The sequence below is a fragment of the Streptomyces sp. HUAS 31 genome (assembly GCF_028198125.1).
Lineage (GTDB): Bacteria > Actinomycetota > Actinomycetes > Streptomycetales > Streptomycetaceae > Streptomyces > Streptomyces chartreusis.
The window spans coordinates 7,369,125-7,394,918 of the sequence record NZ_CP116353.1; the positions used below are offsets into that span (position 1 = coordinate 7,369,125).

Genomic DNA, 25,794 nt, shown 5'->3' on the forward strand with positions numbered 1-25,794 from the left:
GCAGGGAGGGACACCCGGACAACACGGCAACCCCGGCGTGGAGCCCATCGTGGCCGTGCGAGACTTGCCCCCGTGAGTGCCAACCAGACGCCGCCGCCCGCCACGTACGACTCAGCCTTCCTCAAGGCATGCAGGCGCGAGCCCGTGCCGCACACGCCGGTGTGGTTCATGCGGCAGGCCGGGCGCTCACTCCCCGAGTACCGCAAGGTGCGCGAGGGCGTCGGCATGCTCGAGTCCTGCATGCGGCCCGACCTGGTCACCGAGATCACTCTCCAGCCCGTGCGCAGGCACGACGTGGACGCGGCGATCTACTTCAGCGACATCGTCGTGCCGCTGAAGGCCATCGGCATCGACCTCGACATCAAGCCCGGCGTCGGCCCGGTCGTCGAGCGCCCCATCCGTACCCGCGCCGACCTCGCCCAACTGCGCGACCTCACGCCCGAGGACGTCTCCTACGTCACCGAGGCCATCGGCCTGCTCACCGCGGAGCTCGGCGCCACCCCGCTCATCGGTTTCGCCGGCGCGCCTTTCACCCTCGCGAGCTACCTCGTCGAGGGCGGTCCGTCGCGCACGTACGAGAACGCCAAGGCGATGATGTACGGCGACCCGCAGCTGTGGGCCGATCTGCTCGACCGCCTCGCCGACATCACCGCGGCCTTCCTGAAGGTGCAGATCGAGGCCGGCGCCTCCGCCGTCCAGCTCTTCGACTCCTGGGCCGGCGCCCTCGCCCCCGCCGACTACCGCCGCTCGGTGATGCCCGCCTCCGCGAAGGTCTTCGACGCCGTCGCCGGGTACGGCGTCCCGCGCATCCACTTCGGCGTCGGCACCGGTGAGCTGCTGAAGCTCATGGGCGAGGCCGGCGCGGACGTCGTCGGCGTCGACTGGCGCGTCCCGCTCGACGAGGCCGTCCGCCGGGTCGGCCCCGGCAAGGCGCTCCAGGGCAACCTCGACCCGACCGTCCTGTTCGCCGGCACCGAGGCGGTAGAGGCCAAGACCCGCGAGGTGCTGGACGCCGCGGCCGGCCTCGAGGGCCACGTCTTCAACCTCGGCCACGGCGTCATGCCGTCCACCGACCCGGACGCCCTGACCCGGCTCGTCGAGTACGTCCACACCCGGACCGCCCGCTAGGCGACGCTCACCACGTCTGCCGGGGTCGCGCCCGTCTGCCGAACAGCAGGCCCCGCGGCTCCGGCGGAGGCGGTGTCCCCGGCTTCAGCGGCCAGGCGAGCAGCATCCCCGCGAGGAAGCCGACGATGTGCGCCGCGTACGCCACCGTGCCCGCGTCGGAGACGCCCTCGCCGGACGAGTACACGGCCTGGAGCACGAACCAGAACCCGAGCACCAGCCACGCGGGCAGCCGCAGCGGCAGGAAGATCAGGAACGGCACCAGGACCCATACCCTGGCCCTCGGATACAGCACGAGATAGGCGCCCAGGACACCTGCGATGGCCCCGGAGGCGCCGATCAGCGGGTCCGCCGAGTCGGCGTTGAGGTACGCGAAGCCGTAACCGGCCGCGTAGCCGCAGACCACGTAGAAGAGGAAGTACCGCACGTGTCCCATGCGGTCCTCGATGTTGTTGCCGAAGATCAGCAGGAAGAGCATGTTGCCCAGCAGGTGCACCCAGCCGCCGTGCAGGAACATCGCGGTGAAGACCGACAGCGCGGGCGACTTGTCGTAGCCCGGCGGGCCGATGGCACAGCCGGCGCCGTTCGGGCCGACGGCCACCTGGCCGGTGGGGACGACGCCGGGCAGCTGATCGTGGATCAACTCCCGCGGCACGGCCGCGTAGTGGTCCAGGAACGCGTGCAGATGGCACATCTGGGCCAGGCTGCTCTCACCGGACACGGACCCGGCTATGCCGGGCGTGGACAGGAAGACGAGGACGTTCGCGGCGATCAGCGCGTATGTCACCCAAGGGGTGCGGCGCACCGGGTTCACGTCATGGACGGGGATGACCACGACTGGTATCTGCCCGGGATCCGTGCGGCGAATCGGTGAACGGGGGTGTGGCCGCCTGCGTATGAGTCGGCAACCGCCCGCGGCACGGGGAAGGCGGGTCGCGGGGTCTACGTGAGGAACAGGCGATGAACGACCGAGTTACTCCTCCGATTCACGCGTTGCCCGACGGGGAGGCCGAGATCGCGGTGGTGGTGCGGCTGCCGTGGGAAGACGTGGCGCGGCTGGGTCAGGAGGCCGGACGGCTCGCGTCGCAGATGCAGCGCCCGGTGACGCTGGACGAGGCCGTGAGCCATCGCCTGCGGTCGGCTCGGCCCGCCGCGGCGCATGCGAAGCCGGCGGGGGAGCAGCCCGCTGCCGCCGCCGCTGCCGCGATGCCGCCGAGTGTGAGTGCGTCGGTTTCCTCGTTGCCGTCCCGGCCGCCGGCCGAGCAGGCCCGGCAGGCCATCGAGAGGATCAACGGCAGCGCGTGAGCGCCGTGGGGGTGCGGGTGCTCGGCGGCTGCGGGCCGTTCGTGGCTGATCGCGCAGTTCCCCGCGCCCCTTGGGGGGGTTGGTGGCGCGGTCTGTCATGAAGGTCTGGCGTTCACCGCCTTCGCCGCCTTTCGAGCCGCCACCAGGACCGGGTCCCAGACCGGGGAGAACGGGGGCGCGTAGCCGAGGTCCAGGGACGTCATCTGTTCCACCGTCATGCCGGCCGTCAGGGCGACCGCCGCGATGTCGACCCTCTTGCCCGCGCCCTCACGGCCCACGATCTGCACGCCCAGCAGACGACCCGTGCGGCGTTCGGCGAGCATCTTGACCGTCATGAAGGAGGCGTCCGGGTAGTACCCGGCCCGGCTCGTGGACTCGATCGTGGCCGTCACGAACTGCAGGCCCGCCCTGCGCGCGTCCTTCTCGCGCAGGCCCGTCCGGGCGATCTCCAGGTCGCAGACCTTGCTGACGGCCGTGCCGACCACGCCGGGGAACGTGGCGTAGCCGCCCGCCACGTTCGTGCCGATGATCTGGCCGTGCTTGTTGGCGTGGGTGCCGAGGGGGATGTGGCGTTCCCGGCCGGAGACCAGGTCGAGGACCTCGACGCAGTCGCCGCCCGCCCAGATGTTCTCGTGGCCGCGGACCCGCATGGCGAGGTCGGTGAGCAGTCCGCCGTGGTCGCCCAGGGGGAGGCCCGCGGCCCGCGCGAGGGACGTCTCCGGGCGGACCCCGATGCCGAGGACCACCACGTCCGCCGGGTACTCGGCGTCCTCGGTGGCGACCGCGCTGACGGCGCCGTCGTCGCCGGTGAGGATCTTGGTGACCGCGGCGTCGTCGACCATGGTGATGCCGAGGCCCTCCATGGCCTCGTGCACCAGGCGGCCCATGTCCGGGTCGAGGGTGGACATGGGTTCGCTGCCGCGGTTGACGACCGTCACCTCGTAGCCGCGGTTGATGAGCGCCTCGGCCATCTCCACGCCGATGTAGCCGGCGCCGACCACCACCGCGCGACGGCCACGCGTGCGTGCCAGCCGGTCGATCAGGGCCTGGCCGTCGTCGAGGGTCTGCACGCCGTGCACACCGGGGGCGTCGGCGCCCGGCATGTCTGGGCGGATCGGACGGGCACCGGTCGCGATCACGAGCTTGTCGTACGACGTCCAGGACTCGGCGCCGGTATCGACGTCACGCGCGCGTACCCGGCCGCCGGCCACGTCGATCTCCACGACCTCCGTCCGCATGCGCAGGTCGATGTCCCGCGCCCGGTGCTCCTCGGCCGTACGGGCGATCAACTGGTCCCGCTCGGGCACCTCGCCGCCCACCCAGTAAGGGATGCCGCACGCCGAGAAGGAGGTGAAGTGGCCGCGCTCGAAGGCCACGATCTCCAGCTCTTCGGCACTCTTCAGGCGGCGCGCCTGCGACGCCGCGGACATCCCCGCGGCGTCGCCGCCGATCACCACCAGCCGCTCCCGCTCGCCCGGCACACCCCTCGTAGCGCTCATGTTCATGCGAACACGCTACGGGGGCAGGGAATTTCAGTCCTGTCCGCCGCTCTGCTCGTCGCCCGCGTGCGTGGCACGCGGAGCGGGGCGGGCCGCCGGCAGCGGGCCCGGCACGGGGCTCGCGGGCACAGTCGCCGGGCGGCGCGGCAGCCGGGGTCGCAGGACCTTCAGCCACAGCAGGAGGATCAGCACCGCCACCGCCGCGAACGGCAGCAGTGCGCCGAACGCCACCGCGATCCAGCGCAGCATCGTCACGAACGCGTTCCAGCCACCCGCGAGCGCGTCCAGGAAGCCCGGGTCGTCGTCCTTCGAGGCCTTCTTCACCGGCGTCTCGGAGAGGGTCAGCGAGATCGTCGCGAGGCTCGTGCGGTCCTTCAGGGACGCCTGCTGGGCCAGCAGCGACTCCAGGTCGGCCTGCCGGCGGCTCAGCTCGCCCTCCAGCGTCACCACGTCGCTGAGCTTGGTCGCCTGGTCCATCAGCTCCCGGATACGGGCCACGCTGGCCTGCTGCGACTTGATGCGGCTCTCCACGTCCACGACCTGGTCGGTGACGTCCTGCGCCTTGGCGCTGCGCTCGATCAGCTTGCCCGCGCCCTCCAGGTCCGCGAGGACCTCGGCGTACTCGTCGACGGGTACCCGCAGCACGACCCGGGTGTGCTCGTGGCCCTCCTCGTCGCGGGTGGTGGTCTCGTTGCCGACGTAGCCGCCCGCGTTCTCGGCGGTCGTACGGGCCTCGTCGAGGGCCTTCGGCACCTCCTTGACCTGCACGGTCAGCGAGGCGGTGCGGATGATGCGGCTCGCGGTGACCTTGGCAGGCGTGGTGGCCCGGCCGGCGTCGGAGCCGGTGCCGGGCGCGCCCTCCTTCGCGCCTCCGTCGGAATTCGCGCCCCCGTCGGAGTCCGCCCGGGCGGCCTCGCCGGCAGCGGCCTTGCTGTCGCCGCCCGAGTCGTTCGCGGCGCTGCAACCGGTGAGCGCGAGGGCGCCGGCCAGCAGGAGGCCGGCCAGGGCCTGAACGGGTCGTGCGGAAAGTCGTGTGCGCATGTGGGCGTACCCCCGAGGGTCGTCGTGACGACTGACGCCTCTTCGACGCGGGGACCCTTCGGAACGTTGGCCTGAAACGGTCCCGATGCGGTCACGGTCGGGACTCGGGGCGGGCACGCGGGACGGACACCCGGGACGGTCACCCGGGGCCGGACGGCGGCGCGACGGGGGCCGTGCGCCCCTGGCAGCCGTGTCAGTGGGGTTTGAGAGAGTGGGATCATGCGCGAGCACAGCGAGGACACACGCACGGGCGACGACCCCGTACGGCCCGGTCATGTCGTGGTCATCGGCGGCGGGATCGCCGGACTGGCGGCCGCCCACCGGCTGCTGGACCGCGGCAGACGCGTGACCGTCCTGGAGGCCTCGGACCGGGTCGGCGGCAAGCTGCTGCCCGGCGAGATCGCGGGTGTGCGCGTGGACCTCGGCGCCGAGTCGATGCTGGCCCGCCGCCCCGAGGCGATCGCCCTCGCGCGGGAGACGGGCCTCGCCGAGCGGCTCCAGCCGCCGGCCAGTGCGACCGCATCGATCTGGACCCGTGGCGCCCTGCGGCCCATGCCCAAGGGGCATGTGATGGGCGTCCCCGGCACCGCCGCCGCCCTCTCCGGAGTCCTGTCCGACGAAGGGCTGGCCCGCATCGAGCGCGACGCCGACCTGCCGCGCACCGAGGTCGGCGACGACGTGGCGGTCGGCGAGTACGTGGCGGCACGCCTCGGCCGCGAGGTCGTCGACCGCCTCGTCGAACCCCTGCTGGGCGGCGTCTACGCGGGCGACGCGTACCGCATCTCGCTGCGCTCCGCCGTCCCGCAGCTGTACCAGGCCGCGCGGACCCACGACTCGCTCACCGAGGCCGTCCGGGAGATCCAGGCCAAGGCCGCGGCGAACCAGCAGACCGGGCCGGTGTTCATGGGCCTCGAGGGCGGCGTGGGCCAACTCCCGCTCGCCGTCGCGGAGTCGGTGCGCGCACGGGGCGGCGAGATCGTGACCGGGGCACCGGTGACCGAGCTGCGCCGCGAGGCGTCCGGCGGCTGGCGCGTGGCCGCCGGTGACCGGGTGCTGCGGCCCGACGCCGTCGTCGTCGCCGTGCCCGCCCCGGCCGCCGCCGACCTGCTGCGCGCCGAGGTGCCAGGGGCCGCCGCCGAGCTGGAAGGCGTCGAGTACGCCTCGATGGCCCTGATCACCCTCGCCTACCGCCGCGCCGACGCCGGCCTCCCGGCGGGCAGCGGCTTCCTCGTACCGCCGGTCGACGGGCGCACCATCAAGGCGTCGACCTTCGCCTCCCAGAAGTGGGGCTGGATCGCCGACGAGGACCCGGACACGATCGTCCTGCGCACCTCGGTAGGGCGGTACGGCGAGACGGAGATCCTGGGCCGCGACGACGCCGGCCTCGTCGACGTCTCACGCCGGGACCTCAAGGAGGCCACCGGCCTCGACGCCACCCCGCTTCAGACCCGCGTGACCCGCTGGACCGACGGCCTGCCGCAGTACCCGGTCGGCCACCACGCGCGCGTGGCCCGCGTCCGCGAGCACGTCGCCCGGGTGCCGGGCCTCACGGTGTGCGGCGCGCAGTACGACGGCGTGGGCATTCCGGCGTGCATCGCGAGCGCGTACGCCGCCGTCGACCAGCTCGACGGCGATCCGGGCGGTGTGCAGGAGCTCACCGCCAACCCGGTGCAGAGTCTGCACGGCGGAGCGGGAGAATAAGGGCATGAGTGACGACGCCTCCACCACCGAGTCCGGCAGGATCCCGAACAAGGGCAAGCTGGCCAAGGACCTCAACGAGGTCATCCGCTACACCCTCTGGTCCGTCTTCAAGCTGAAGGACGTGCTCCCCGAGGACCGCGCGGGCTACGCCGACGAGGTCCAGGAGCTGTTCGACCAGCTCGCCGCCAAGGACGTGACGATCCGCGGCACCTACGACGTGTCCGGCCTGCGCGCCGACGCCGACGTCATGATCTGGTGGCACGCGGAGACCAGCGACCAGCTCCAGGACGCGTACAACCTCTTCCGCCGCACGAAGCTGGGCCGCGCGCTCGAGCCGGTGTGGTCGAACATGGCGCTGCACCGCCCCGCCGAGTTCAACCGCTCGCACATCCCGGCGTTCCTCGCCGACGAGACGCCGCGGAACTACATCAGCGTCTACCCCTTCGTGCGCTCCTACGACTGGTACCTCCTGCCCGACGAGGACCGCCGACGCATGCTCGCCGACCACGGCAAGATGGCCCGCGGCTACCCCGACGTCCGCGCCAACACGGTCGCCTCGTTCTCGCTGGGCGACTACGAGTGGATCCTCGCCTTCGAGGCCGACGAGCTCTACCGCATCGTCGACCTCATGCGTCACCTGCGCGCCTCCGAGGCCCGGATGCACGTCCGCGAGGAAGTGCCGTTCTACACCGGCCGCCGCAGGTCCGTCGCCGAACTGGTCGCCGGACTCGCCTAGCCGCTCGCACGGCGAAGCCCCGCACCCCCTCGACGGGGTGCGGGGCTTCGCCGTACGAGCGCTGCCTGCTACGGACGGGCCGCGGTCTCGCGGTGATCCTTGTGCCGGGCGGCGGGCATCTTCGCCTTGCGCTCACCCGCCCGCTGCGGCTTCGGCTCCGGGTGCCCCTCGCAGGAGGCGTGCCGCGCCGGCAGACGGCCCTCCAGCAGATACGCGTCGATGTGGCCGTTGACGCAGGAGTTCGGGCCGTACGCGATGCCGTGCGTCCCGGCGTCCCGCTCGGTCACCAGGACCGAGCCCGCGAGCCGCCGGTGCATCTCAAGCGCCCCGTCGTACGGTGTCGCGGCATCCCGCTCGGCGGCCAGGATCAGCGTCGGCGGCAGCTCACCCGGACCGGTCCGCACATCCACCGGCTGCTGCCGGGGGGCCTTCCAGAAGGCGCACGGCAGATTCATCCACGCGTTGTCCCAGGTCTCGAACGGCGCCACGCGCGCGAGCCGGGTGTTGTCCCGGTCCCAGGTCGCCCAGTCCGTCGGCCAGGGCGCGTCGTTGCACTCCACGGCCGTGTAGACCGCGTTCGTGTTCTCCTCCTCGGCCGCCGCCTCCGTCACCGGCGAGGCCAGTTCCACCAGCGGCTTCGCGTCGCCCTTCAGATACGCCGACAGCGCCTGCGCCCGCGAGGGCCAGTAGTCGTCGTAGTAACCGGCCTGGAGGAACGCCTCCTGCAACTGCCCCGGCCCGATCTTCCCGCCGGCCGGCCGCGTCGCGAGCCGGGTGCGCACCTTCTCGTAGTTGGCCAGCACCTCGTCCGCGGTGATGCCGAGCCCGTACACGTCGTCGTGCTCGGCCACCCACTCCCGGAAGTCCGTCCAGCGGCCCTCGAACGCGGCCGACTGCGCGAGGTTGCTGTGGTACCAGATCTGCTTCGGGTCCGGATTCACCGCGGAGTCGAACACCATCCGCCGTACGTGCTGGGGGAAGAGGTGCGCGTACAGCGCGCCGAAGTAGGTGCCGTACGAGGCGCCGATGAACGTCAGCTTCTCCTCGCCCAGCGCGGCGCGCAGGACATCCAGGTCACGGGCGTTGTTGAGGGAGTTGTAGTGCCGCAGGGCGCTGCCGGCGCGCTCGGCGCAGCCGCGCGCGTACGCCTTCGCCCGGGCGACGCGCTCCTTCTTGTACGCCTCGGAGGGGAACGTCGGGGCCTGCGAGGGCACCTTGAAGTACTGCTTGGGGTCCTGGCAGGACAGCGGCGCCGAGGGTCCCACGCCGCGCGGGGCGTAGCCGACGAGGTCGTACGCGGCCGCGAGCCGCTTCCAGGCCGGGACGACCCCGATCAGCGGGAACTGGATGCCGGAGGCGCCGGGTCCGCCCGGGTTGTAGACCAGGGCGCCCTTGCCCGGCACCCGGCGCTTGCTGTTGTGCGGGTCCTTGTGCGTGGCCTGCGCCCGGCTGACCAGCAGCCGGATCTGCCTGCCGTCGGGGTGCGCGTAGTCCAGCGGGACGGACACCGTGCCGCACCTCACGGTGCCGGGCAGGCCCTGCTCCTTGGGGCAGCGTCCGAAGGTGATGCCGGCGGCCTTGGCGCGCGCCGCGGCCACCGTCGTGCCGTGCCGCTCGTCCGCTCCCGGAGCCGCCCCGGCGCTTGTGGCCGGGGCCAGGGAGAGAGCGGACAGGAGCATGGCCCCCGCGGCCGAGTAGAGGGCGGCAGCTCGCATGGCATTTCCCTTCGGTGCACGGCAGCAACAAAAGGGATATTTGGTTCGTCTGTTGATGAAGGCAAGCACCGCCTCGCCGAAGTCGCCGCAATGCCCCCTATGCGTTATCGACTTGCGGCGCCGTCAGTCGTGCCGGTGCAGCGCCTCGTGGTGCTGCTCGCGGTGCGCGAAGGCCGCGCGCAGGTCCGGCTCCCCGATCGCGCGCACGCCCCGCACGGCCACGGACGTGAGATACGTGCGGTCGCCGCCGCCCCCGGAGTGCCGCACCAGGGCACTGAGCAGCCGCTGCCCGGCCGGGGAGGCCCAACGCGCGTACGGCTGGATCTCGATGCGGGCGATGGCCAGACAGCTCAGGGTCAGCACGAACGGCAGCGCGAACCACAGCGCGACCAGGTGTGCCGGCATGTCCGACTGGGCGGGCGCCAGCAGGGCGATCGCGCCGAGCGCCGCCACGACCCCGGCGGCGAGCCGCACCTGACGGATCGCGGCGCCTATGTCGTCACGCGCTCCGGCGGGCACGGCGAGACCCGCGCTGACCAGCCGGTCGCCGAGGCTGCCCACCGCGTCGGCGGCGGCTGCGGCGTCGCGCACCGGCTCGATCAGGGACTGGCCCTCCGGACCGATGGCCCCTATCACCGAGCGTTCCATCTCGTCCCGGCCGCGCGGATCGACGACGGTCGCCCACCCGGTGCGCGCGAGCAGCAGCCGCCGTTGGCGCGCCATGGACACCAGCGTCAGATCCGCGACCCTGCGGGGGCCGCCGGACAGGAACGCGGCCTCGTACAGCGTCAGATCGTGGTCCCGGGCCGCAGTCGCCTCTTTCGATTCCATGGCCGCGGCGTGCACGGCGGCCAGGCACAGCCGCGTGCACGCCGTGCCGGCGACGGCCCAGGCCAGCAGCAGAAGAAGCACCCAGAACATGCCGCGTTTCTATGCCAAGGCTCCGTGTGACGCCATGCCTTGTTCACAATACGGACAGAGAGTTGCCGGGATGTGACGTTCCGGATCGGCCGGGCGGGGGCGTCAGGAGTCCCCGGAACCGCCTTCCGGACGCGGGCTGCTGGCGGCCGACGGCAGGGTGTACCCCGGCGACGGGGGCGGTGTCATCGGGACGGCCGGAGCGGGATCGGACGTCGGACCCGGCGGGGCGGGGGACGGGGTCAGCGGCGGGGTGCTGTCGGCGACCATGTCCCGTGCCAGGGCGTCGTAGTCGACGTAGCCGGTGGCCTCCAGGACCGTGATGTGGTCCAGCACGGTGGTGTTGGCGTCGTCCGCGAGCTTGCGCACGAGGGAGTTGCGCGTACTGGCCCGGACCTGGGCGACGACGGAGAACACCTTGCCGTGCGCCAGCCGCAGGATGTTCGCGAACCGGCTGTCGTACTCCACGCCTTGCGCGGCGTTCAGGGTCGCCAGCCACTCCTGCTGCTGCTCGTTGGGTTCGTTGGGCAGCTGGAGGCTCAGCTTGGCCGCCACGTCGCGTACCCGCTCGTCCAGGAACGCGTGCCCCTCGACGAGATGCTCACCGGCGGTCCGTACGGCCGGGGTGCTGCCCTTCTCCTCGGCCTGCCGGCCGGCGGGCAGTTCCCAAAGGCCGGCCAGCCGGACCTTCGTGATGAAGTCGCGGTCGAGGGCGGACAGCGGCCCGTAGCCGGTCGAGACGCTGTCGGCGTTCAGAACGTCGAGTCCGGTCCCGGACCGGTCGGCGTACGACCAGATCGGGAAGATCATCGCCAGCAGCGTCGCCATCAGGCCCGTGACGATGATCCCGGTGCCGCTGAAGATGCCGCGGCCGTCGATCGGGGGTCGCTTGCGGGATCGCATGGTGCCTCCTGTTGCGGCACCGCACGTTAGTGCGCTTCGAGGGTGAGGTTGGCATATTACTTCGGCGCCTACGCCAACTTCCGTACAGGAGCGAATGCTTGCAAGCGGGGTGGTTACGGGCGAAAAGGGAGTAGTGGCGAGGGGTTTATGGGGCCATACGGGGACCAAGCGGGCGCGCGGAGCGAGGCGCGGGCCCCGGTGTTAACCCCGGCACACTCGCCGGCCGCGACCGCGTCCACCGGCGAGCGGGATTCGGCGTAGCCCGCCCCCGCTCACCGACGCAGCAGCACCCGGCGCGTGGCCCGGGCCAGCCGGACCGCCGGACGGCGGGAGCGCGGCGCGGGTCCCGATCGCTCCAGCCACCACTCCCGCAGCTCGGCCCGCACCCCCGCGTCCTCGCAGCGGTCGCCGGTCAGCAGGTACCCGGCGAAGTCCAGTGCGTCGCGCCGGTAGCCGCCGGTCATCGGGTGCCCGTGCGCGTATCCGAGGAAGGCCTGCCGGTACCCGTCGCCGAGGATCACCGGCAGTTCGGGCGCGACCTTGGCCACGACGTCCGCCCGCTTCCCGGCGAGCGCCCGCGCCTGCACACCGAGCCGCACCCGGTCGAACCCCTCCGGCACGGGCGTCCCGGCGACCAGCGCGGAGAGCAGCGCGGCCTGCGCGAGACCGAGCCGCTGCCGGACGGGCTCAGGGGCCTCCTGGACCGGTGCCGCCTCCCGTGAGCTCCCGGTCGCCGGGGTCCCGCTCTGCGCGGGCCGCTCGGCGGCACCCTTCTCCAACGCCCCTCGGATCGCCCCCAACTCCCGCTCCAGCTCGGCCGGTTCGGGGAAGTTCTCGTCACGCTCCAGCAGCACCCCCGGCGGGGACACCCGGGAGGCGAGGTCGGTGAGGACGTCGAGGACCGGCTGCGGGACGGGGTGCGCGTGACTGTCGTGCCAGACACCGTCGCGTTCGAAGCCGCCCGCGACATGGACGTACGCGATGGCCTCCAGCGGCAGCTCGGCGAGCGCCTTGGCCGGGTCCTCGCCCCGGTTGACGTGGTTGGTGTGCAGGTTGGCCACGTCGATCAGCAGCCGTACGCCGGTGCGGTCGGCGAGCTCGTACAGGAACTGCCCCTCGGTCATCTCCTCGCCCGGCCAGGAGATCAGCGCGGCGATGTTCTCCACGGCGAGCGGCACCGGCAGCGAGTCCTGCGCGATCCGCACGTTCTCGCACAGCACGTCGAGGGCGTCCCGGGTCCGCGGCACCGGCAGCAGGTGCCCCGCCTCCAGCATCGGGGATGCGGTCAGCGCACCTCCCGCCCGCACGAACGCGATGTGCTCGGTGACCAGCGGCGACCCCAGCGCCTCCACCCGCTCGGCGAGCGCGGCCAGCCGCCCCGCGTCGGGCCGCTCGGCGCCGCCGAGGCCCAGCGAGACACCGTGCGGGATCACGGTGACGCCGCGCTCCCGCAGCCGTACCAGGGACTCCGGCAGATGGCCGGGGCAGACGTTCTCGGCGACGGCCTCGACCCAGTCGATGCCCGGCATGCGTTCCACGGCGTCCGCGATCTCCGGACGCCATCCGATTCCCGTACCCAGTCGCTCCATCGTCCCCTCCTCGGCCTGCTCCGTGTCGGATGTGACGGGGGTATGGCCCCTGAGCAGGGAGCCGAACCCCTCGGGGGCCACCTTCAGAGCAACATTTGAGGTTGGGACCGCGCCCCGCCACAGGCTCGTACGGGCGGGACGGCCGGGATGTTCAACCGCGGGGCGTCCGCCGCAGCGCCGGGTGGTCGGCGACGACCGTGCACGAGCCGGGCGCGATCTCCGTGAACCCCGCGTCCCGTACCAGCGGCAGCGCGCCGCTCGTCAGATCGCCCCAGCGTGCCGGGTCCGCGGTCCGTACGGCCAGCGGGAACCCCGCGTCGCGCCAGGCGGCCCGCTCCTCGTCCGACAGCTCCCACCAGGCGAGCTGCGCCGCGTGCCCCGTCTGCGCCATCGCCTTGCCGGCCGACATGTCGAGCTCGGGGTTCAGCCAGAGCACCGGCGCCGAGGGGTCGGCGTCGACGGGCGGCTCAGGATCGTCGAGGTCGGTTCCGGAGACCTGGAGCTTCGCCAGCTCCTTGGGCCAGCCGTCCAGCGGCACCGGCGGGAAGACGCGCACCTCGGCCGACTTCCCGGTGACGGTGATCCCCGGCAGCCCCTCCGCCCGTCGCCACTCGGCCCCGCGGGCCCGCCGCACGACCTTGCGGATGCGTGCGTCCTGCCAGTCACGCATCGCCTGTGCCCACTCGCCCTCGCCGAGCGACCGCTCGTCACTGAGGATGGTGAGCACGGCGCGGGCGGAGGTCTGAAGGGCGTCGGTGCGGGCGGGGGGAGCGTTCCGCTCGATGCGGACGACCAGGGGCAGCACGAACTGCGGTGCCTCGTCGCGTACGTCGGGACCGGGCCGGAAAGGACTGTCGCCGCCGGACGTCGAATCATGGCTCACAGCAACACCCTAAGGGGCGCGGGGAACTGCGCGACAAGCCCCCACTCGGCGGCTGTCGCGCATACGAGAAGATGCCCCTCATGCAACGCGATCTTCGTCTGGACAACGTGGGCCGCCGCTACGGCCTGCGCGGGCCATGGGTCTTACGCGGAATCCACCTCACTGTGCAGCCCGGCACCCTCACCCGCATAGAAGGCCCCAACGGCACCGGCAAATCGACCCTGCTACGCCTCCTGGCCCGCATAGACGCCCCCTCCGAAGGCCGAGTCACCGGCCGTCCCCGTACCGCGTACGTCCCCGAACGCTTCCCGACCGCGCTCCCCTTCACCGCCCTCGGCTATCTGACCCATCTCGGTGCGGTCCACGGCCTGTCCCGGCCCGAGGCCACCCGCGCCGCCCTGGAGTGCCTCGACCGCTTCGGCGCCGCCCCCTACGCCCGTACCCCCATGGCCCAGTTGTCGAAGGGCAGCAGCCAGAAGGTCGCCGTCGCACAGGCCCTGCTCGCCGAACCGGGGCTGCTCGTGCTGGACGAGGCATGGACCGGCCTCGACACCGACGCCCGCGCGGAGCTGGAGCGGGCCGTCGCCGAACGGACCGCCGGCGGCACCGCCGTGGTCTTCGTGGACCACGACCCGCGCCGCCTGGCGGGGGCGCCCGACGCGACGTACACCGTGCGCGACGCGGGACTGGAACTCCGCGGCGAACCGGCGTCCGCCGAGCCCGAGGGCCCGCGCGTGGCCGTCGTCGTCCGGGGACCGAAGGGCGGGCAACTCCCCGCCGACGCGATCCGCACGGCCGCCTCGGCCGAGGAACTCACCCCCGGCACCCACCGTCTCACCGTGCCCGCGTCGCACTCCGACATCCTTCTGCGGGCCCTGCTCACCGCCCGGCCGCCCTGGCACGTGGTGAGCGTGGGCCCGCAGCCGAACCCCGACCACGAGAGCCGCAGATGACCGCCCTGCTCGGATACCAGGCCGCCCTGCTCGCCCGCTCGCAGCGCTGGCTGCCGCCGCTCATCCTGTACGTCGCGTTCCTCGGCATCGGCGTGCAGGGCGGCCAGCCGATCCTCGACTCGCTCGGCTACACGGCCGCGGCCCTGCTGCCCGTCGCCGCCTGGCTGGTGCGGATCTGCGTCACCAACGAGCCGCCCGCCGCCCGCAGTTGTGTCTCCGCGGCGGTCGGCCCCGGGCGGGCGCACCTCGCCGCGGTGCTGGTGGCACTGGCCACCGCCGTGGCCCTGGGGGTGGTCGCGACCGTCGCCGTGACCCTGGTCAGCCACTCGGCGAGCGCGGACAACGAGACGCATCTGTCACGCTTCGCGGCGGGCGCGGCCGGACTGCTCGCCACGCTGGCCTGCGCCCTGCTGGGTACGGCCGTCGGCGCCCTCACCACCTGGCCGGTGCTGCGCTCGACCGGCCGCGCGGTGCCGACGATGCTGCTCGCGGCCCTGCTGTCCGTGGTGGTGACGGGTTCCCCGGCGCAGGCGGCGGTCAGCGGCCTGGTCACGGGCTCCCGCTCGGGCACGGTACCGATGCCGGTACTGCCCCTGGCGGCCGCGGCCCTGCTCACGGCAGCGGCGATCGCGGCGGCCTGCGCGCTCACGTCCCGCAGATCACCCTGAGCACGCGGTGCGCTGCGCCTCCTGCCACTCGCAGACCGGGCAGAGCGTGATCCCCTTGTACGACTCCGGGTACTCCGTCGGCTCCCGGCACAGCACGCACTCCGCATAGGGCGGCCCCTCCGCCTTCGGCGGCTTCGGCACGTCGACGATCGTGCAGTAGTCCTCGCTCATGACTCCAGCGTAGGACGCTCAGTGCCGCCCGTTCGAGGCCCCGATCAGCTCGGACACCTTCACCAGCCGGAAGCCCTTCGCGCGCAGCTCCGGCACGATGCTGCGCACCACCCGCTCCGTCGTCGGGGCGGCACTGCGTGTGCAGTGCAGGACGACCACGGACCCGGGGCGCACCCCGTTCAGCACCTCACGGGCGACCGCGGCGGCGTCCGTCGCGAAGGCGTCGCCGCTCACCACGTCCCACTGCACGGCCGTGACACCGACCGGGGTCAGCGCCTTCAGGGCCCGCCGGTCGTGGCACCCGCCCGGAAACCGGAAGTACGGCACCGCATCGCGGATCCCCACCTTCCGGAACACCGCGTACGCCCGCTCCACGTCCGCCCGCATCCCTTCCTCGCCGATCGTCGGCAGCCCGTAGCAGTGGTCGGTGAAGGCGTAGTGGCTGTAGGAGTGACTGGCGACCTCGAAGAGGGGGTCCCGGCCGATGGACCGGGCCTGCCGCGGGTACTCCTCGGCCCACCGCCCCGTCATGAACACGGTCGCCGGCACCTTCAGCTCCCGCAGTGCCGCGATCAGCCCCGGATTGTCGAACCGCTCGCCCTGCGCCGCCCGCGGCCCCTGGTCGGCGGTCATGTCGGCGTCGAAGGTGAGCGCGACGGTCCGCCCCGCGTCGCGCGGGCCGTGCTCGAAGACGCCCGTCATGCCCGCGGGCCCGGGCGCGAGAGTCGGCGGCTCGGCCACCGGAGAGGTGGCGCTGGGCGGCGGAAGGGGTGCCCGGGTCGTCTCGCGCGCCCCGCACGCGGCGAGCACGACCAGGGCCGCACCCAGGACACAGGCGGCGGTGACGCTTCGTACAGGAGTGATCACCGAATGAAGATATGATAATCAAACGGTCATTTCGGCACGCCGAGGGGTGCGCCGGGCCCGCGTCACCCGCCCGGCGGGCCCGGGTCCGTCAGCCGTTGCCGTTCTTGCGGGTGCAGGTGCCCGTCGGCGCGGAGGCCGGGGGTCGGCACTGGAGGTCGAAGTCCTTCTGGTTCTTGCTCAGGTAGCGGCCGATGCAGCTGTTCACCGTGGTGCGGTCGTGCTCGGCGCAGAAGGTCAGCGCCGCAGGGCCGTTGGGGAAGGGGCCGGGGGCGTAGAACACCCAGTAGCCGCCGCGCAGGGACGCGAAGTCGTCGCTGCGGAGCACCTTGGCCTGCGGGACCGACCGGCGGATCGTGGTGAGCCTGCGGTCCCGGTTGGCGAGGCCCGCGGAGACGGGCTCGGAGTGGAGCTGCGCGATCCAGCGGCCGGCCAGGTTCCCGGGCTTGGGTGTGGGCGTGCGAGTGGGAGTCTTCTGGCTGGGCGACGGAGCGGGGGACGTCTGCCGGTCCGACGGGGTGGGTGTGGACGCCTTGGTCGACGGATCCCTCGTGGCGCCGGCCTTGTTGCCGCCCGTGCCACCCGTACCGCCCGTGTCGCCGGTGCGCAGGGTGAGGACCAGTGCCGTGGCCGTGGCGATCGCCAGCACCGCGGTCGCGGCGACCACGAGGGGTGTGCGGCGCCGGGTGCCGCTCGCGTGCTGCTGGACCGTGGGGCGGGGGGTGTCCAGCTGGGTGGGGGTGGGCGCCGGCATCGGGTGCGGAGCGGTGGCGGTCATCGTCGGCTGGGCGGCCCAGTACGGCGTCGCCCCCGACTCCACCTGCGTCAGCATCGCGTCCAGCCGGGCGGCGTCCGGCCGGGCCGCCGGGTCCCGGACCAGCAGCGCTTCGAGCACCGGCGTCAGCGGGCCCGAGCGGGACGGCGGAGGCAGCGGGTCGTCGAGTACGGCGGCGAGGGTGGCGAGGGTGGTCGGGCGGCGCAGCGGGCTGATGCCCTCGGCGCAGACGTACAGGACCACGCCCAGCGACCAGAGGTCGGCGGACGGGTCGTCGCCGTGGCCCCGGATCCGCTCCGGCGCCATGTACTCGGGCGAGCCGACGAGTTCACCGGTCGCCGTGAGCCCCGTCGTGCCCTGGAGGGCGGCGATGCCGAAGTCGGTGAGGACCGCGCTGCCGTCGGGCCGCAGCAGGATGTTAGCGGGCTTGACGTCCCGGTGCTGGATGCCCGCCGCGTGCGCGGCCCGCAGCGCGGCGAGTACCTGGCGGCCGAGCCGGGCCGTCCCGGCGGGCGTCAACGGGCCCTCGTCCAGCCGCTGTTGCAGCGAGAGGCCCGGCACCAGCTCCATCACGATCCACGGATGCGGTTCGGCATCCACTATCTGATGGACCGTCACCACGTTCGGGTGGCTGAGCCGGGCCAGTGCCCGCGCCTCCCGCATCACACGCTCGCGCACGACGCCGACCGTGTCCGCGTCGGACCGCACCGCCTTGAGCGCGACCTCGCGGTCGAGCACCGTGTCGCGAGCCCGCCACACGGTGCCCATACCTCCACTGCCGAGCCGTTCCACCAGCTCGAAACGGCCGTCGACGAGATCCCCCGGTGCGTTCATGCCGCACAGGTTAGAGGACGCCACGAAAGGGGTGGCTTCCGCAGGGACTCCCGTCAGCGGGCCGTCACTTGCGCCAGGGCCCGGTCACCGCGAACGTCGTGCCCGGTGTGTAGCAGTTGACGTACATCGTCCGGCCGTCCGGCGAGAACGTGACCCCGGCGAACTCGCCCCACTCCGGCTCCTCGGGCGTGCCCAGGTTCTGAGCGTTGCGCGCCATCGCGTACACCTCGCCGTGCCGGGTGACGCCGAAGACGTGCTGCGCGCCGTTGCCGTCCTCGCAGACCATCAGGCCGCCGCTGGGCGCGAGGCAGATGTTGTCCGGGGACTCGCCCGGCAGCTGCACATCCGTGTCGGGGCCGAAGACGATCACCAGGGTGAGACGGCGCTCGGTGGGGTCGTAGCGCCAGATCTGGCCGTAGTGGTCCGCCGCCGAACCCTCCGCGCTGTGGGCGAAGGAGGAGACGAAGTACACGCTGCGACCGCCCCAGTAGCAGCCCTCCAGCTTCTGCGCGTGCGTGATGCCCTTCGGGCCGAAGTCCTGGAGCCGGATGGGGGTCTGCTTGGCCAGCGGGTCCGGTACGTCGACCCACTCGATGTTCCCGAAGCTCGCTCCCGGCTCCTGGATCGACGACAGGTCGGGCACGCCCGGCACCCGCATCGCCTGGAGCCGGCCGCCCGCACGCAGGGTGCCCAGGCCGCCGTGCGGCTGGTTCGGCAGGAAGCGGTAGAAGAGGCCGAAGGGTTTGAGGAAGGCGTCCTCGGTCTCGTAGACGATGCCGCGCTTCGGGTCCACCGCGATCGCCTCGTGCTGGAAGCGGCCCATCGCGGTGAGCGGGACCGCGCCGGAGGCGTACGGGTTCGACGGATCGACCTCGAAGATGAAGCCGTGGTCCTTGGTGTAGCCGTTGGTGCCGGCCCGGTCCTCGGTCTCCTCGCAGGTCAGCCAGGTGCCCCAAGGGGTGGGCCCACCGGCGCAGTTGACGGCGGTGCCGGCGATGGCGACGCGCTCCGACAGGACGTGGCCGTGCCGGTCGAGCGTCAGGGCCGTACAGCCGCCCTTGCCTGCCGGGTCGTAGGTGAGGCCCGTGACCGTGGGCACCGGGACCCTGCCGTCGGCGCGGTTCTCGTGGTTGCGGACCAGGTGGACGCGGCCGCCTCTGCCGGGCAGGGCCGTCATGCCGTCGTGGTTGGAGGGCACCGGGCCCTCGCCCGAGCGGAGCCGGTCGCCCTCACGGGAGAGGACCCGGTAGCTGAAACCTTCCGGCAGATCGAGCAGATCGTCGGGGTCGGGGACCAGCGGGCCGTATCCCGTGTGGCCCAGGGTCTGTGCGGCGGCGGTGCCCGCGAAGAGTTCGGTGAGATTTCCGGCGAAGGCGATCGAGACGCCCAACGCCCCGGTGCGGGCGAGGAGCTGACGGCGGGTCGTGGAGCCGGACTCGGACGCCGCGACGGGCGCGTTTTCGGACATGGGGCAGCCTTCCTGTTGGCGGACAGGGACTGTGACCCCGCTGTGTCTATCACCTGGCGCGGGCCTCTGGAACCACGCGCGTAGCACGTGTCACTTCCCCGAGGCGTCCTCGATGATGTCCTCGATGGTCCGTTCGACCTCCCGCTCGGGCGGGGGCTCGATCTCCTGCTCGGCCGGGGGCTCGACGGCCTGCTCGGCCAGGGGCTCGACGGCCGGCTGTTCGCCCTTGTCGGCGGGGCTCTCCACGGCTTGAGCGGCGTAGCGCCGTGGCTGGTCCCCGTGCTCCTCGCCGCCCCGCTCCAGGAAGCGCAGCAGCTCCACCGGGATCGGCAGGACCAGCGTGGAGTTCTTCTCCGCGGCCACCGCCATCACCGTCTGCAGGAGGCGCAGCTGGAGCGCGGAGGGGGTGTCCTCCATCTGATGGGCGGCCTCGGCCAGCTTGCGGGAGGCCTGGAGCTCGGCGTCGGCGTTGATGATGCGGGCCCGCCGCTCGCGGTCCGCCTCGGCCTGCCGGGCCATGGAGCGCTTCATCGACTCCGGCAGCGACACGTCCTTGATCTCGACGCGGTCCACCTGCACGCCCCAGCCGATGGCCGGGCTGTCGATCATCAGCTCAAGGCCCTGGTTGAGCTTCTCGCGGTTGGAGAGCAGGTCGTCCAGGTCGCTCTTGCCGATGATCGAGCGCAGGGACGTCTGCGCCATCTGCGAGACCGCGTACTTGTAGTCCTCGACCTTGATGAGGGCGCTCGCGGGCTCGACCACCTTGAAGTACACGACGGCGTCCACCCGCACGGTCACGTTGTCGCGGGTGATGCCCTCCTGGGCCGGCACCGGCATCGTGACGATCTGCATGTTGACCTTGTGCAGCCGGTCCACTATCGGAACGATCATCGTGAACCCGGGAGCCCGTACGTCTCCCGCCAGCCGTCCGAGCCGCAGGACCACCCCGCGCTCGTACTGCTTGACGACGCGCGCCGCGGCCGCCACGTACACGGCTCCCGCGGCAGCCACTCCCGCGACGATGCCCAGTACTTCCTCGACCATGACGACCTCCTCGCCGAGAGGTCTGTTCCGTATGCTCTTGCAACGATATGCCCGGAGTCTGGTCCGGGGCCACAAACGGCCCCGGACCAGCGGTCATGCCTTTACGGAGGGCTTACGGCGGTCAGGGCGCCGTGACCCGCACAGGTTCCGTGCCGGCCGCGCTGTGGCGCTCGGCCCAGTTCTCCAGCGCCGTACGGCACGCGTGGTCGAGGTGGTGCAGCCCGGACAGGTCCAGCTCGACCGGACGGTCCTGCGGCAGGGCCTCCAGGCTGTCGAGGATCTTCGGCAGCCTGAGGAAGGTCGCGTTGCCCGACAGGTACGCCTGGATGGGTCCCGCGCCCTTGTCGATGACCTCCAGCTTCACGTGCGAGGCCTCCCAGGCGGTCTTGGCGACCGACAGGGCCAGACCGATCAGCACGCCCTCGAACATGTTCACCGCGACGATCGACAGGGCGGTGACGACGAGGATCAGCGCCTCGCCGCGGTGCCCTCGCCACAGCGAGACGATCCCGCGGAAGGGGATCAGCTTCCAGCCCGCGTGGACCAGGATGCCGGCCAGCGCGGGGATCGGGATCAGCGCCAGCGTGGCGGGCAGCAGCGCCGCGAACAGCAGCAGCCACACGCCGTGCATGACCCGGGACGCCTTGGTCCTCGCGCCCGCCTGGACGTTGGCGGAGCTGCGCACGATGACCGCGGTCATCGGCAGCGCGCCGAGCGCACCGCAGACGGTGTTGCCGGCGCCCTGCGCCATCAGCTCCTTGTCGTACTGGGTGCGCGGCCCGTCGTGCAGCCGGTCCACGGCCGCCGCGCTGAACAGCGACTCGGCGGACGCGATGAGGGTGAAGGCGACGATCGTGGCGAGCACGCCGACGCTCGCGAGCTCGGCGAAGGCGTCGGTGCCGGGCGGCTGGACGGAACCCAGCAGACCCTTGACCTCGACGGTGGCGACCGGCAGCGCGAACACCGCGGCGACCAGCGTGGCGAGCCCGACGGCCGCGAGCGGGCCGGGAACGGCGCGCACAGGGCGCGGCAGCCGCCTCCACAGCACCAGTACGGCGACGGTGCCGGCGCCCAGTCCGACCGAGGCCAGCGCCTCGGTGCTCCCGGCGGCCCCGGCGAGGGCGCCGGGCAGCCCGGCTATCTTCTCCAGGCCCGAGGCGGGCGCCTTCGCGTCGGCGACCGCGTAGAGCTGGCCGGCGATGAGCACCAGGCCGATGCCGGCCAGCATGCCCTCGACGACGGAGACCGAGATGGCCCGGAACCAGCGCCCCAGCCTCAGGGCGCCCATGAGGAGCTGGAGCAGGCCGGTGGCGAGCACCAGCACACCGAGGACCGGCAGCCCGAACTCCTGGACGGCCTCGTAGACCAGCACCGTCAGACCGGCGGCGGGCCCGGAGACCTGGAGGCTGCTGCCGCGCATCAGCCCGGTGACGATGCCGCCGACTATGCCGGTGACGAGCCCGAGCTCGGCCGGCACTCCGGAGGCGACGGCCACGCCGACGCACAGCGGCAGCGCGACCAGGAAGACGACCAGCGAGGCAGCGAAGTCCTGCCGTATGTGGGGGAATTTGGTCATCATGGCGATCACAGCGCCTCGAACGCGTCGGTCTCGGTGCTGTGGGCGCGCACGGCACCCTTGTGCACCTCGTAGTACCAGGCGTGCAGGGCCAGTTGGCGCTCCTTCAGCTTCTTCTCGATGAACGGGTACGACCGCAGCCGCAGCAGCTGCGTCAGCACATGGGCCTGGACGCCCTCGGCGACCTCGGGGTCCTCGGCGGCACCCGTGGGGCGCGGGGTGGCGTTCGCGAGCCAGTCGCGCACGGCCGGCACGGCGTCCAGGTCGTCGCCGCGCACCAGCGCGCCGACGGCCCCGCAGTGGGAGTGGCCGCAGACCACGACGTCGCGGACGCCGAGGACCTCCACGGCGTACTCGATGGTGGCCGCCTCACTGGTGGGGTGCTCGGAGGTGTACGGCGGGACGATGTTGCCCGCGGTGCGCAGCTCGAAGAGCTCGCCGGGGCGGGCGCCCGTGATCAGGGCCGGAACGACCCGGGAATCGGAGCAGGTGATGAACAGGACCTGCGGAGACTGCCCTTCGGCGAGCCTGGCGAACTCCTCAGGGCGCTGTCCGAACATACGGGCGTTGTCGATGAGGGGCTGCATGTGTGGTGACTCCTCCTGGCGCGCCGCCGTCGGCGCGTCGGGGTTTGCATGACAGAGGTGGGGGGGACTGCTCTGCTTCTCAGCAGCGAAAGACCTGGAGCGCGGCCGGGGTGTGCGACGTCGAGGGTCTCGATGTGCGGTGCTGCGCCGCGCCGGGTATGGCGGGCGCGTGTGCGGCGGCCGGGTCCCGCCTGAGCGGCGGTCGGTCGGGCGTCGTGGGCCCGCAGTCGGCGAGGCGTGAACGGTCCCTGGTGCGCAGTGGGCCGGTCGGGTCTCCAGCACCCGACGGTGCGCACTCGCGGGACATGAGGGTTTCGTCGCGCAGCGCCTTCCCGGAGAGCTTGATTCCGGGGAGGGCTTTGGCCTCGGCCTGACTGACCGTATGCGCGTGTGCGAAGGAAGCGCCGGGTGCGAAGAACTGGAGGGCGAGCAGGACGGCGGCGAGGGTCGAAATCACGGTCCGGGCCGTCGTACCTCGGAACATACGCCTCCCTCCAGACGGTCCACACCTCATGCGCGTACCAACGCTTGGTCAATCGTTGGTCAAGAAACACATTAGCCCGGCAAAGTTGTTTGCAGGGTTAACTTAACGTTTCAACCTGAAGAGAGCCTGAAATGCGCGGGTGGCATGGCCGGAACCTCCCCCTGAACAGGGGGAGTTGAGGGAGGGGTCGGGCGTCAGGCGGTGACGAGGCCCTTGGCGTCGCGCGCGAGCGCGGTGAGTCGCGAGATGGCGCGGAAGTACTTCTTGCGGTAGCCGCCCTTCAGCATCTCCTCGCTGAAGAGCCGATCGAAGGGCAACCCCGAGGCCAGAACCGGGACTTCACGGTCGTAGAGCCGGTCGGCGAGCACCACGAGCCGCAGGGCGGTGGACTGGTCCGGAATCGGCTGCACGTCGGTGAGGCAGACGGCCTTCAGGTCATCGGTCAACGCACCGTAACGACTGGGGTGGACGCGGGCGAGGTGCTCCAGCAGATGCGGGAAGTCGTCGAGCGAGGCGCCCTCGGTGGCGTACGCCGCCTTCGTCACCTGTTCGTCGGAGTACGGCGCCGGAGCCTCGGGCAGACCGCGGTGGCGGTAGTCCTCGCCGTCGATGCGCAGGGCGCGGAAGTGTGCCGACAGGCCCTGGATCTCGCGCAGGAAGTCGGCCGCCGCGAAGCGGCCCTCGCCCAGTTTGCCGGGCAGCGTGTTGGAGGTGGCGGCGAGCGCCACGCCGGCGTCGACGAGCTTGCCGAGCAGGGTGGAGACGAGGACGGTGTCGCCCGGGTCGTCGAGCTCGAACTCGTCGATGCACAGCAGGCGGTGACCGGAGAGGGTCTGCACGGTCTGCTGGAAGCCGAGGGCGCCGACGAGGTTGGTCAGCTCGACGAACGTGCCGAACGCCTTCAGGGACGGCTCGGCCGGGGTGGCGTGCCAGAGGGAGGCGAGCAGATGGGTCTTGCCGACGCCGTAGCCGCCGTCGAGGTAGAGACCGCGCGGGCCCGCCGCGGTCTTGGGGGCCTTGGGCCGGCCGAAGCCGAGGAAGCCGCGCTTGGCCTTGCCCGCGCCGCTCGCGTGGGCTCCGCCGAGCCCGCCCGCGAAGTCCTCCAGGACGCCGACCGCCTCGGTCTGGCTGGGCTGGTTCGGGTCCGGGATGTAGGTGCTGAAGCGGACCGAGTCGAAGCGGGGCGGCGGCACCATCTCGGCGACCAGCCGGTCCGCGGGCACGTGCGGCTCACGGGTGCACAGGGACAGCGGGCTCGCTTCGGCTATCGCGCTCGGTTCGGACGCGGCTGTGGAGGACGACACGGGTCACCATGGTAAGCGCCGTGCCACACTCCTTGACATGCGACGCCTGTTCCCTGTGACCGATGAGACAGCAGCGAGGGCCTCCGGCGGTTCGGCCGGGGAAGGCGGGGGTGGAGCTGCCGAAGGTGCGCTCGGGCCCGGTGGGTCCGGCGGTCTTCCTGATGGGTCCGGGGGCGTTCCTGATGGGTCCGGGGGCGTTCCCGGTGGTGATCTCGTCGACCGGGAGTGGAGCCTCGCCGAGCTCGGTCTGGCCTATGCCTATCCGGAGCCCGGTCCCGGGGAGCCGCAGCCCTGGCTGCGGGCCAACATGGTGTCCACGCTGGACGGCGCGGCTCAGCACGACGGGCGTTCTCAGCCCATCTCCACCGCGACCGACATGCGCATCTTCGGCACGCTGCGGGCGCTGGCGGACGTCGTGATCGTCGGTGCCGAAACGGTACGGCAGGAGGGGTACCGCCCGGCACGCGCGCGTGCGGAGTTCGCCGGGGCGAGGGAAGCGGCCGGTCAGGGGCCCGCGCCCGCCATCGCGGTGATCAGCGCGAGCCTCGACCTGGACTTCGGCCTGCCGCTGTTCACCTCGCCCTCGGTGCCCACGATGATCCTGACCGGTGCCGCCGCGGCCCCCGACCGGATGGCGGCGGCGGAGAAGGCCGGCGCCCGGGTGGTGATCGCCGGCGACGGCGTCGGCGTGGACCCCGTCCGCGTCGTCCAGGCCCTCGCCGAACTCGGGCACACCCGGCTGCTGACGGAGGGCGGGCCGCGGCTGCTCGGCCAGCTGGTGGCCTCCGGCGTCCTCGACGAGCTCTGTCTGACGATCTCCCCGATGCTCACCGCGGGCGACGCCCAGCGCATCGCCGGCGGGCCCGCGGTGGCGGTCCCGAAACGGTTCGAGCTGGTGTCCCTGCTGGAGGAGGAGGGTTTTCTGTTCAGCCGCTACCGGCGGACGTGAGGTTAGGTCGGCTCGGAAATGGGTTCTATGGATGCCGTGCCCCTGAAACGGCGGAATCCACCGTTCCGTTTAGCTTCCGCCGGGCACACTAAATCTCGCAGTCCCCGTGCCGGCACGGGGCAGGATGGTTTCCGCAGAAGGGGCGCCCCGGTGTTCACAAGCGTTTTGATGATCGAGAAGGCCCTGACGTCCGCCGACGTGGAGTTCGTCACCACCTTGCACGGTGACGAAGAGGTTGCCTTCCATGTGCTGCTCCAGCCGCGCGGCGAGCAGGCCGACAGGCTGTTGCGCGCCATCGACGACATCGCGCTCGGAGAGCTGGACGAGGCGGTCCGGGAGGGGGAGACCCCGGAGGGGAAAGAGGCACTGAGCACGGGGGAGCGGGCGCTGGAGGTGTCGCTCACGGCGCTGCGCACGGCCGGGGCGGAGGCCGACGGGCGGCTGCTGGAGGACCATCCGCTGGACGCGCTCAGGGCCGTGGTGGACGAGGTCGGCGCCGACGAGGTGATCGTGCTGACCGACCCGCACTACGTGGAGGAGTTCTTCCACCGCGACTGGGCCTCGAGAGCCCGGCACAAGGTCGGCGTGCCGGTGCTGAAGCTGTTCTCGCACAGCAAGGCGTAGCGCCGCGGGGGTCGGGACCGCGCCCCTCGGGTGGGCGCGGTCCCGTACGCAATAGGCTGGGCCCTCATCGTCGTATCG

Annotated in this window: 25 protein-coding genes; 8 read left to right on the plus strand and 17 right to left on the minus strand. The window is 72.2% G+C overall.

The annotated features are described in order from the left end of the window. The first annotated feature begins 72 nt into the window (after nucleotides 1-72). Nucleotides 73-1,128, plus strand: a complete 1,056-nt coding sequence (gene hemE / locus PGH47_RS32695) for a uroporphyrinogen decarboxylase (protein WP_271666363.1) — start codon at nucleotides 73-75, stop codon at nucleotides 1,126-1,128. Between the two features lie 7 nt (nucleotides 1,129-1,135). Here hemE and PGH47_RS32700 read toward each other — a convergent pair whose 3' ends face one another. Next, nucleotides 1,136-1,960 carry a rhomboid family intramembrane serine protease gene (locus PGH47_RS32700; protein ID WP_271666364.1) on the minus strand — a complete coding sequence of 275 codons (825 nt, stop codon included), beginning with the start codon at nucleotides 1,958-1,960 and terminating at the stop codon, nucleotides 1,136-1,138. A 125-nt stretch (nucleotides 1,961-2,085) separates the two neighbouring features. Here PGH47_RS32700 and PGH47_RS32705 point away from each other — a divergent pair, with 125 nt between their 5' ends. After that, nucleotides 2,086-2,430 (plus strand): hypothetical protein, encoded by a 345-nt coding sequence (locus tag PGH47_RS32705; protein WP_176575121.1) that lies wholly within the window; start codon nucleotides 2,086-2,088, stop codon nucleotides 2,428-2,430. Nucleotides 2,431-2,525: 95 nt separating this feature from the next. Here PGH47_RS32705 and PGH47_RS32710 read toward each other — a convergent pair whose 3' ends face one another. Further along, complete coding sequence (locus tag PGH47_RS32710; RefSeq protein ID WP_271666365.1) at nucleotides 2,526-3,935, minus strand: FAD-dependent oxidoreductase; 1,410 nt, start codon at nucleotides 3,933-3,935, stop codon at nucleotides 2,526-2,528. Nucleotides 3,936-3,962: 27 nt separating this feature from the next. After that, nucleotides 3,963-4,970 carry a DUF4349 domain-containing protein gene (locus PGH47_RS32715; RefSeq protein ID WP_271666366.1) on the minus strand — a complete coding sequence of 336 codons (1,008 nt, stop codon included), beginning with the start codon at nucleotides 4,968-4,970 and terminating at the stop codon, nucleotides 3,963-3,965. 219 nt (nucleotides 4,971-5,189) lie between these two features. Between PGH47_RS32715 and hemG the strand changes: the two genes are divergently transcribed. Together hemG and hemQ are read left to right on the plus strand one after the other, a co-directional pair. Then, nucleotides 5,190-6,671, plus strand: coding sequence for a protoporphyrinogen oxidase (hemG, locus tag PGH47_RS32720; protein WP_271666367.1), 1,482 nt, complete (start codon nucleotides 5,190-5,192; stop codon nucleotides 6,669-6,671). 4 nt (nucleotides 6,672-6,675) lie between these two features. Beyond that, a complete protein-coding gene (gene hemQ, locus PGH47_RS32725; protein ID WP_125528840.1) occupies nucleotides 6,676-7,407 on the plus strand; it encodes a hydrogen peroxide-dependent heme synthase in 732 nt (243 codons plus the stop codon). Nucleotides 7,408-7,475: 68 nt separating this feature from the next. Here the strand turns inward: hemQ and PGH47_RS32730 are convergent, their stop codons facing one another. The 5 genes from PGH47_RS32730 to PGH47_RS32750 form a co-directional block, all read right to left on the minus strand. Then, nucleotides 7,476-9,122: an alpha/beta hydrolase gene (locus PGH47_RS32730; protein ID WP_271666368.1), complete on the minus strand. Its 1,647-nt coding sequence runs from the start codon at nucleotides 9,120-9,122 to the stop codon at nucleotides 7,476-7,478. A 123-nt stretch (nucleotides 9,123-9,245) separates the two neighbouring features. Next, nucleotides 9,246-10,043: a TIGR04222 domain-containing membrane protein gene (locus PGH47_RS32735; RefSeq protein WP_271666369.1), complete on the minus strand. Its 798-nt coding sequence runs from the start codon at nucleotides 10,041-10,043 to the stop codon at nucleotides 9,246-9,248. Nucleotides 10,044-10,145: 102 nt separating this feature from the next. Further along, a complete protein-coding gene (locus PGH47_RS32740; RefSeq protein ID WP_271666370.1) occupies nucleotides 10,146-10,943 on the minus strand; it encodes a DUF4142 domain-containing protein in 798 nt (265 codons plus the stop codon). A gap of 272 nt (nucleotides 10,944-11,215) precedes the next feature. Next, nucleotides 11,216-12,532: a DUF692 domain-containing protein gene (locus tag PGH47_RS32745; RefSeq protein ID WP_271666371.1), complete on the minus strand. Its 1,317-nt coding sequence runs from the start codon at nucleotides 12,530-12,532 to the stop codon at nucleotides 11,216-11,218. A 151-nt stretch (nucleotides 12,533-12,683) separates the two neighbouring features. Next, nucleotides 12,684-13,415: a peptidyl-tRNA hydrolase gene (locus tag PGH47_RS32750; protein ID WP_271666372.1), complete on the minus strand. Its 732-nt coding sequence runs from the start codon at nucleotides 13,413-13,415 to the stop codon at nucleotides 12,684-12,686. An 80-nt stretch (nucleotides 13,416-13,495) separates the two neighbouring features. Between PGH47_RS32750 and PGH47_RS32755 the strand changes: the two genes are divergently transcribed. After that, nucleotides 13,496-14,368: an ABC transporter ATP-binding protein gene (locus tag PGH47_RS32755; RefSeq protein WP_271666373.1), complete on the plus strand. Its 873-nt coding sequence runs from the start codon at nucleotides 13,496-13,498 to the stop codon at nucleotides 14,366-14,368. After that, the gene (locus tag PGH47_RS32760) at nucleotides 14,365-15,036 is read left to right on the plus strand and encodes an ABC transporter (RefSeq protein ID WP_271666374.1); all 672 of its coding nucleotides are present in this window, start codon (nucleotides 14,365-14,367) and stop codon (nucleotides 15,034-15,036) included. Before PGH47_RS32755 ends, PGH47_RS32760 begins: the two co-directional genes overlap by 4 nt. Here PGH47_RS32760 and PGH47_RS32765 read toward each other — a convergent pair. The 9 genes from PGH47_RS32765 to zapE all read right to left on the minus strand — a co-directional run bounded on the left by PGH47_RS32765 (nucleotide 15,028) and on the right by zapE (nucleotide 24,143). Beyond that, a complete protein-coding gene (locus PGH47_RS32765) occupies nucleotides 15,028-15,207 on the minus strand; it encodes a hypothetical protein (RefSeq protein WP_093747633.1) in 180 nt (59 codons plus the stop codon). The two genes, PGH47_RS32760 and PGH47_RS32765, sit on opposite strands and share 9 nt — an antisense overlap. Before the next feature lie 18 nt (nucleotides 15,208-15,225). After that, on the minus strand, nucleotides 15,226-16,074 hold the full coding sequence (locus tag PGH47_RS32770; RefSeq protein ID WP_271666375.1) for a polysaccharide deacetylase family protein: 849 nt from the start codon (nucleotides 16,072-16,074) through the stop codon (nucleotides 15,226-15,228). 88 nt (nucleotides 16,075-16,162) lie between these two features. Beyond that, entirely contained in the window at nucleotides 16,163-17,680 is a 1,518-nt protein-coding gene (locus PGH47_RS32775) for a serine/threonine-protein kinase (RefSeq protein WP_271666376.1), read from the minus strand. Nucleotides 17,681-17,744: 64 nt separating this feature from the next. Then, nucleotides 17,745-19,148, minus strand: coding sequence for an alkaline phosphatase PhoX (locus PGH47_RS32780; RefSeq protein ID WP_271666377.1), 1,404 nt, complete (start codon nucleotides 19,146-19,148; stop codon nucleotides 17,745-17,747). A gap of 90 nt (nucleotides 19,149-19,238) precedes the next feature. Continuing rightward, on the minus strand, nucleotides 19,239-20,192 hold the full coding sequence (locus PGH47_RS32785) for a slipin family protein (RefSeq protein WP_271666378.1): 954 nt from the start codon (nucleotides 20,190-20,192) through the stop codon (nucleotides 19,239-19,241). Nucleotides 20,193-20,313: 121 nt separating this feature from the next. Next, entirely contained in the window at nucleotides 20,314-21,771 is a 1,458-nt protein-coding gene (locus tag PGH47_RS32790; protein ID WP_271666379.1) for a SulP family inorganic anion transporter, read from the minus strand. A 5-nt stretch (nucleotides 21,772-21,776) separates the two neighbouring features. Further along, nucleotides 21,777-22,355 (minus strand): carbonic anhydrase, encoded by a 579-nt coding sequence (locus tag PGH47_RS32795; RefSeq protein WP_271666380.1) that lies wholly within the window; start codon nucleotides 22,353-22,355, stop codon nucleotides 21,777-21,779. A 79-nt stretch (nucleotides 22,356-22,434) separates the two neighbouring features. After that, the gene (locus PGH47_RS32800) at nucleotides 22,435-22,839 is read right to left on the minus strand and encodes a hypothetical protein (RefSeq protein ID WP_271666381.1); all 405 of its coding nucleotides are present in this window, start codon (nucleotides 22,837-22,839) and stop codon (nucleotides 22,435-22,437) included. 194 nt (nucleotides 22,840-23,033) lie between these two features. Further along, nucleotides 23,034-24,143 (minus strand): cell division protein ZapE, encoded by a 1,110-nt coding sequence (zapE, locus tag PGH47_RS32805; RefSeq protein WP_271666382.1) that lies wholly within the window; start codon nucleotides 24,141-24,143, stop codon nucleotides 23,034-23,036. Nucleotides 24,144-24,180: 37 nt separating this feature from the next. On the opposite strand from zapE, the gene PGH47_RS32810 reads away from it, so the two are divergent. Together PGH47_RS32810 and PGH47_RS32815 are read left to right on the plus strand one after the other, a co-directional pair. After that, on the plus strand, nucleotides 24,181-25,092 hold the full coding sequence (locus tag PGH47_RS32810) for a pyrimidine reductase family protein (RefSeq protein WP_271666383.1): 912 nt from the start codon (nucleotides 24,181-24,183) through the stop codon (nucleotides 25,090-25,092). A 150-nt stretch (nucleotides 25,093-25,242) separates the two neighbouring features. Then, nucleotides 25,243-25,716, plus strand: coding sequence for an indole-3-glycerol phosphate synthase (locus tag PGH47_RS32815; RefSeq protein ID WP_185932892.1), 474 nt, complete (start codon nucleotides 25,243-25,245; stop codon nucleotides 25,714-25,716). Nucleotides 25,717-25,794 lie beyond the last annotated feature (78 nt).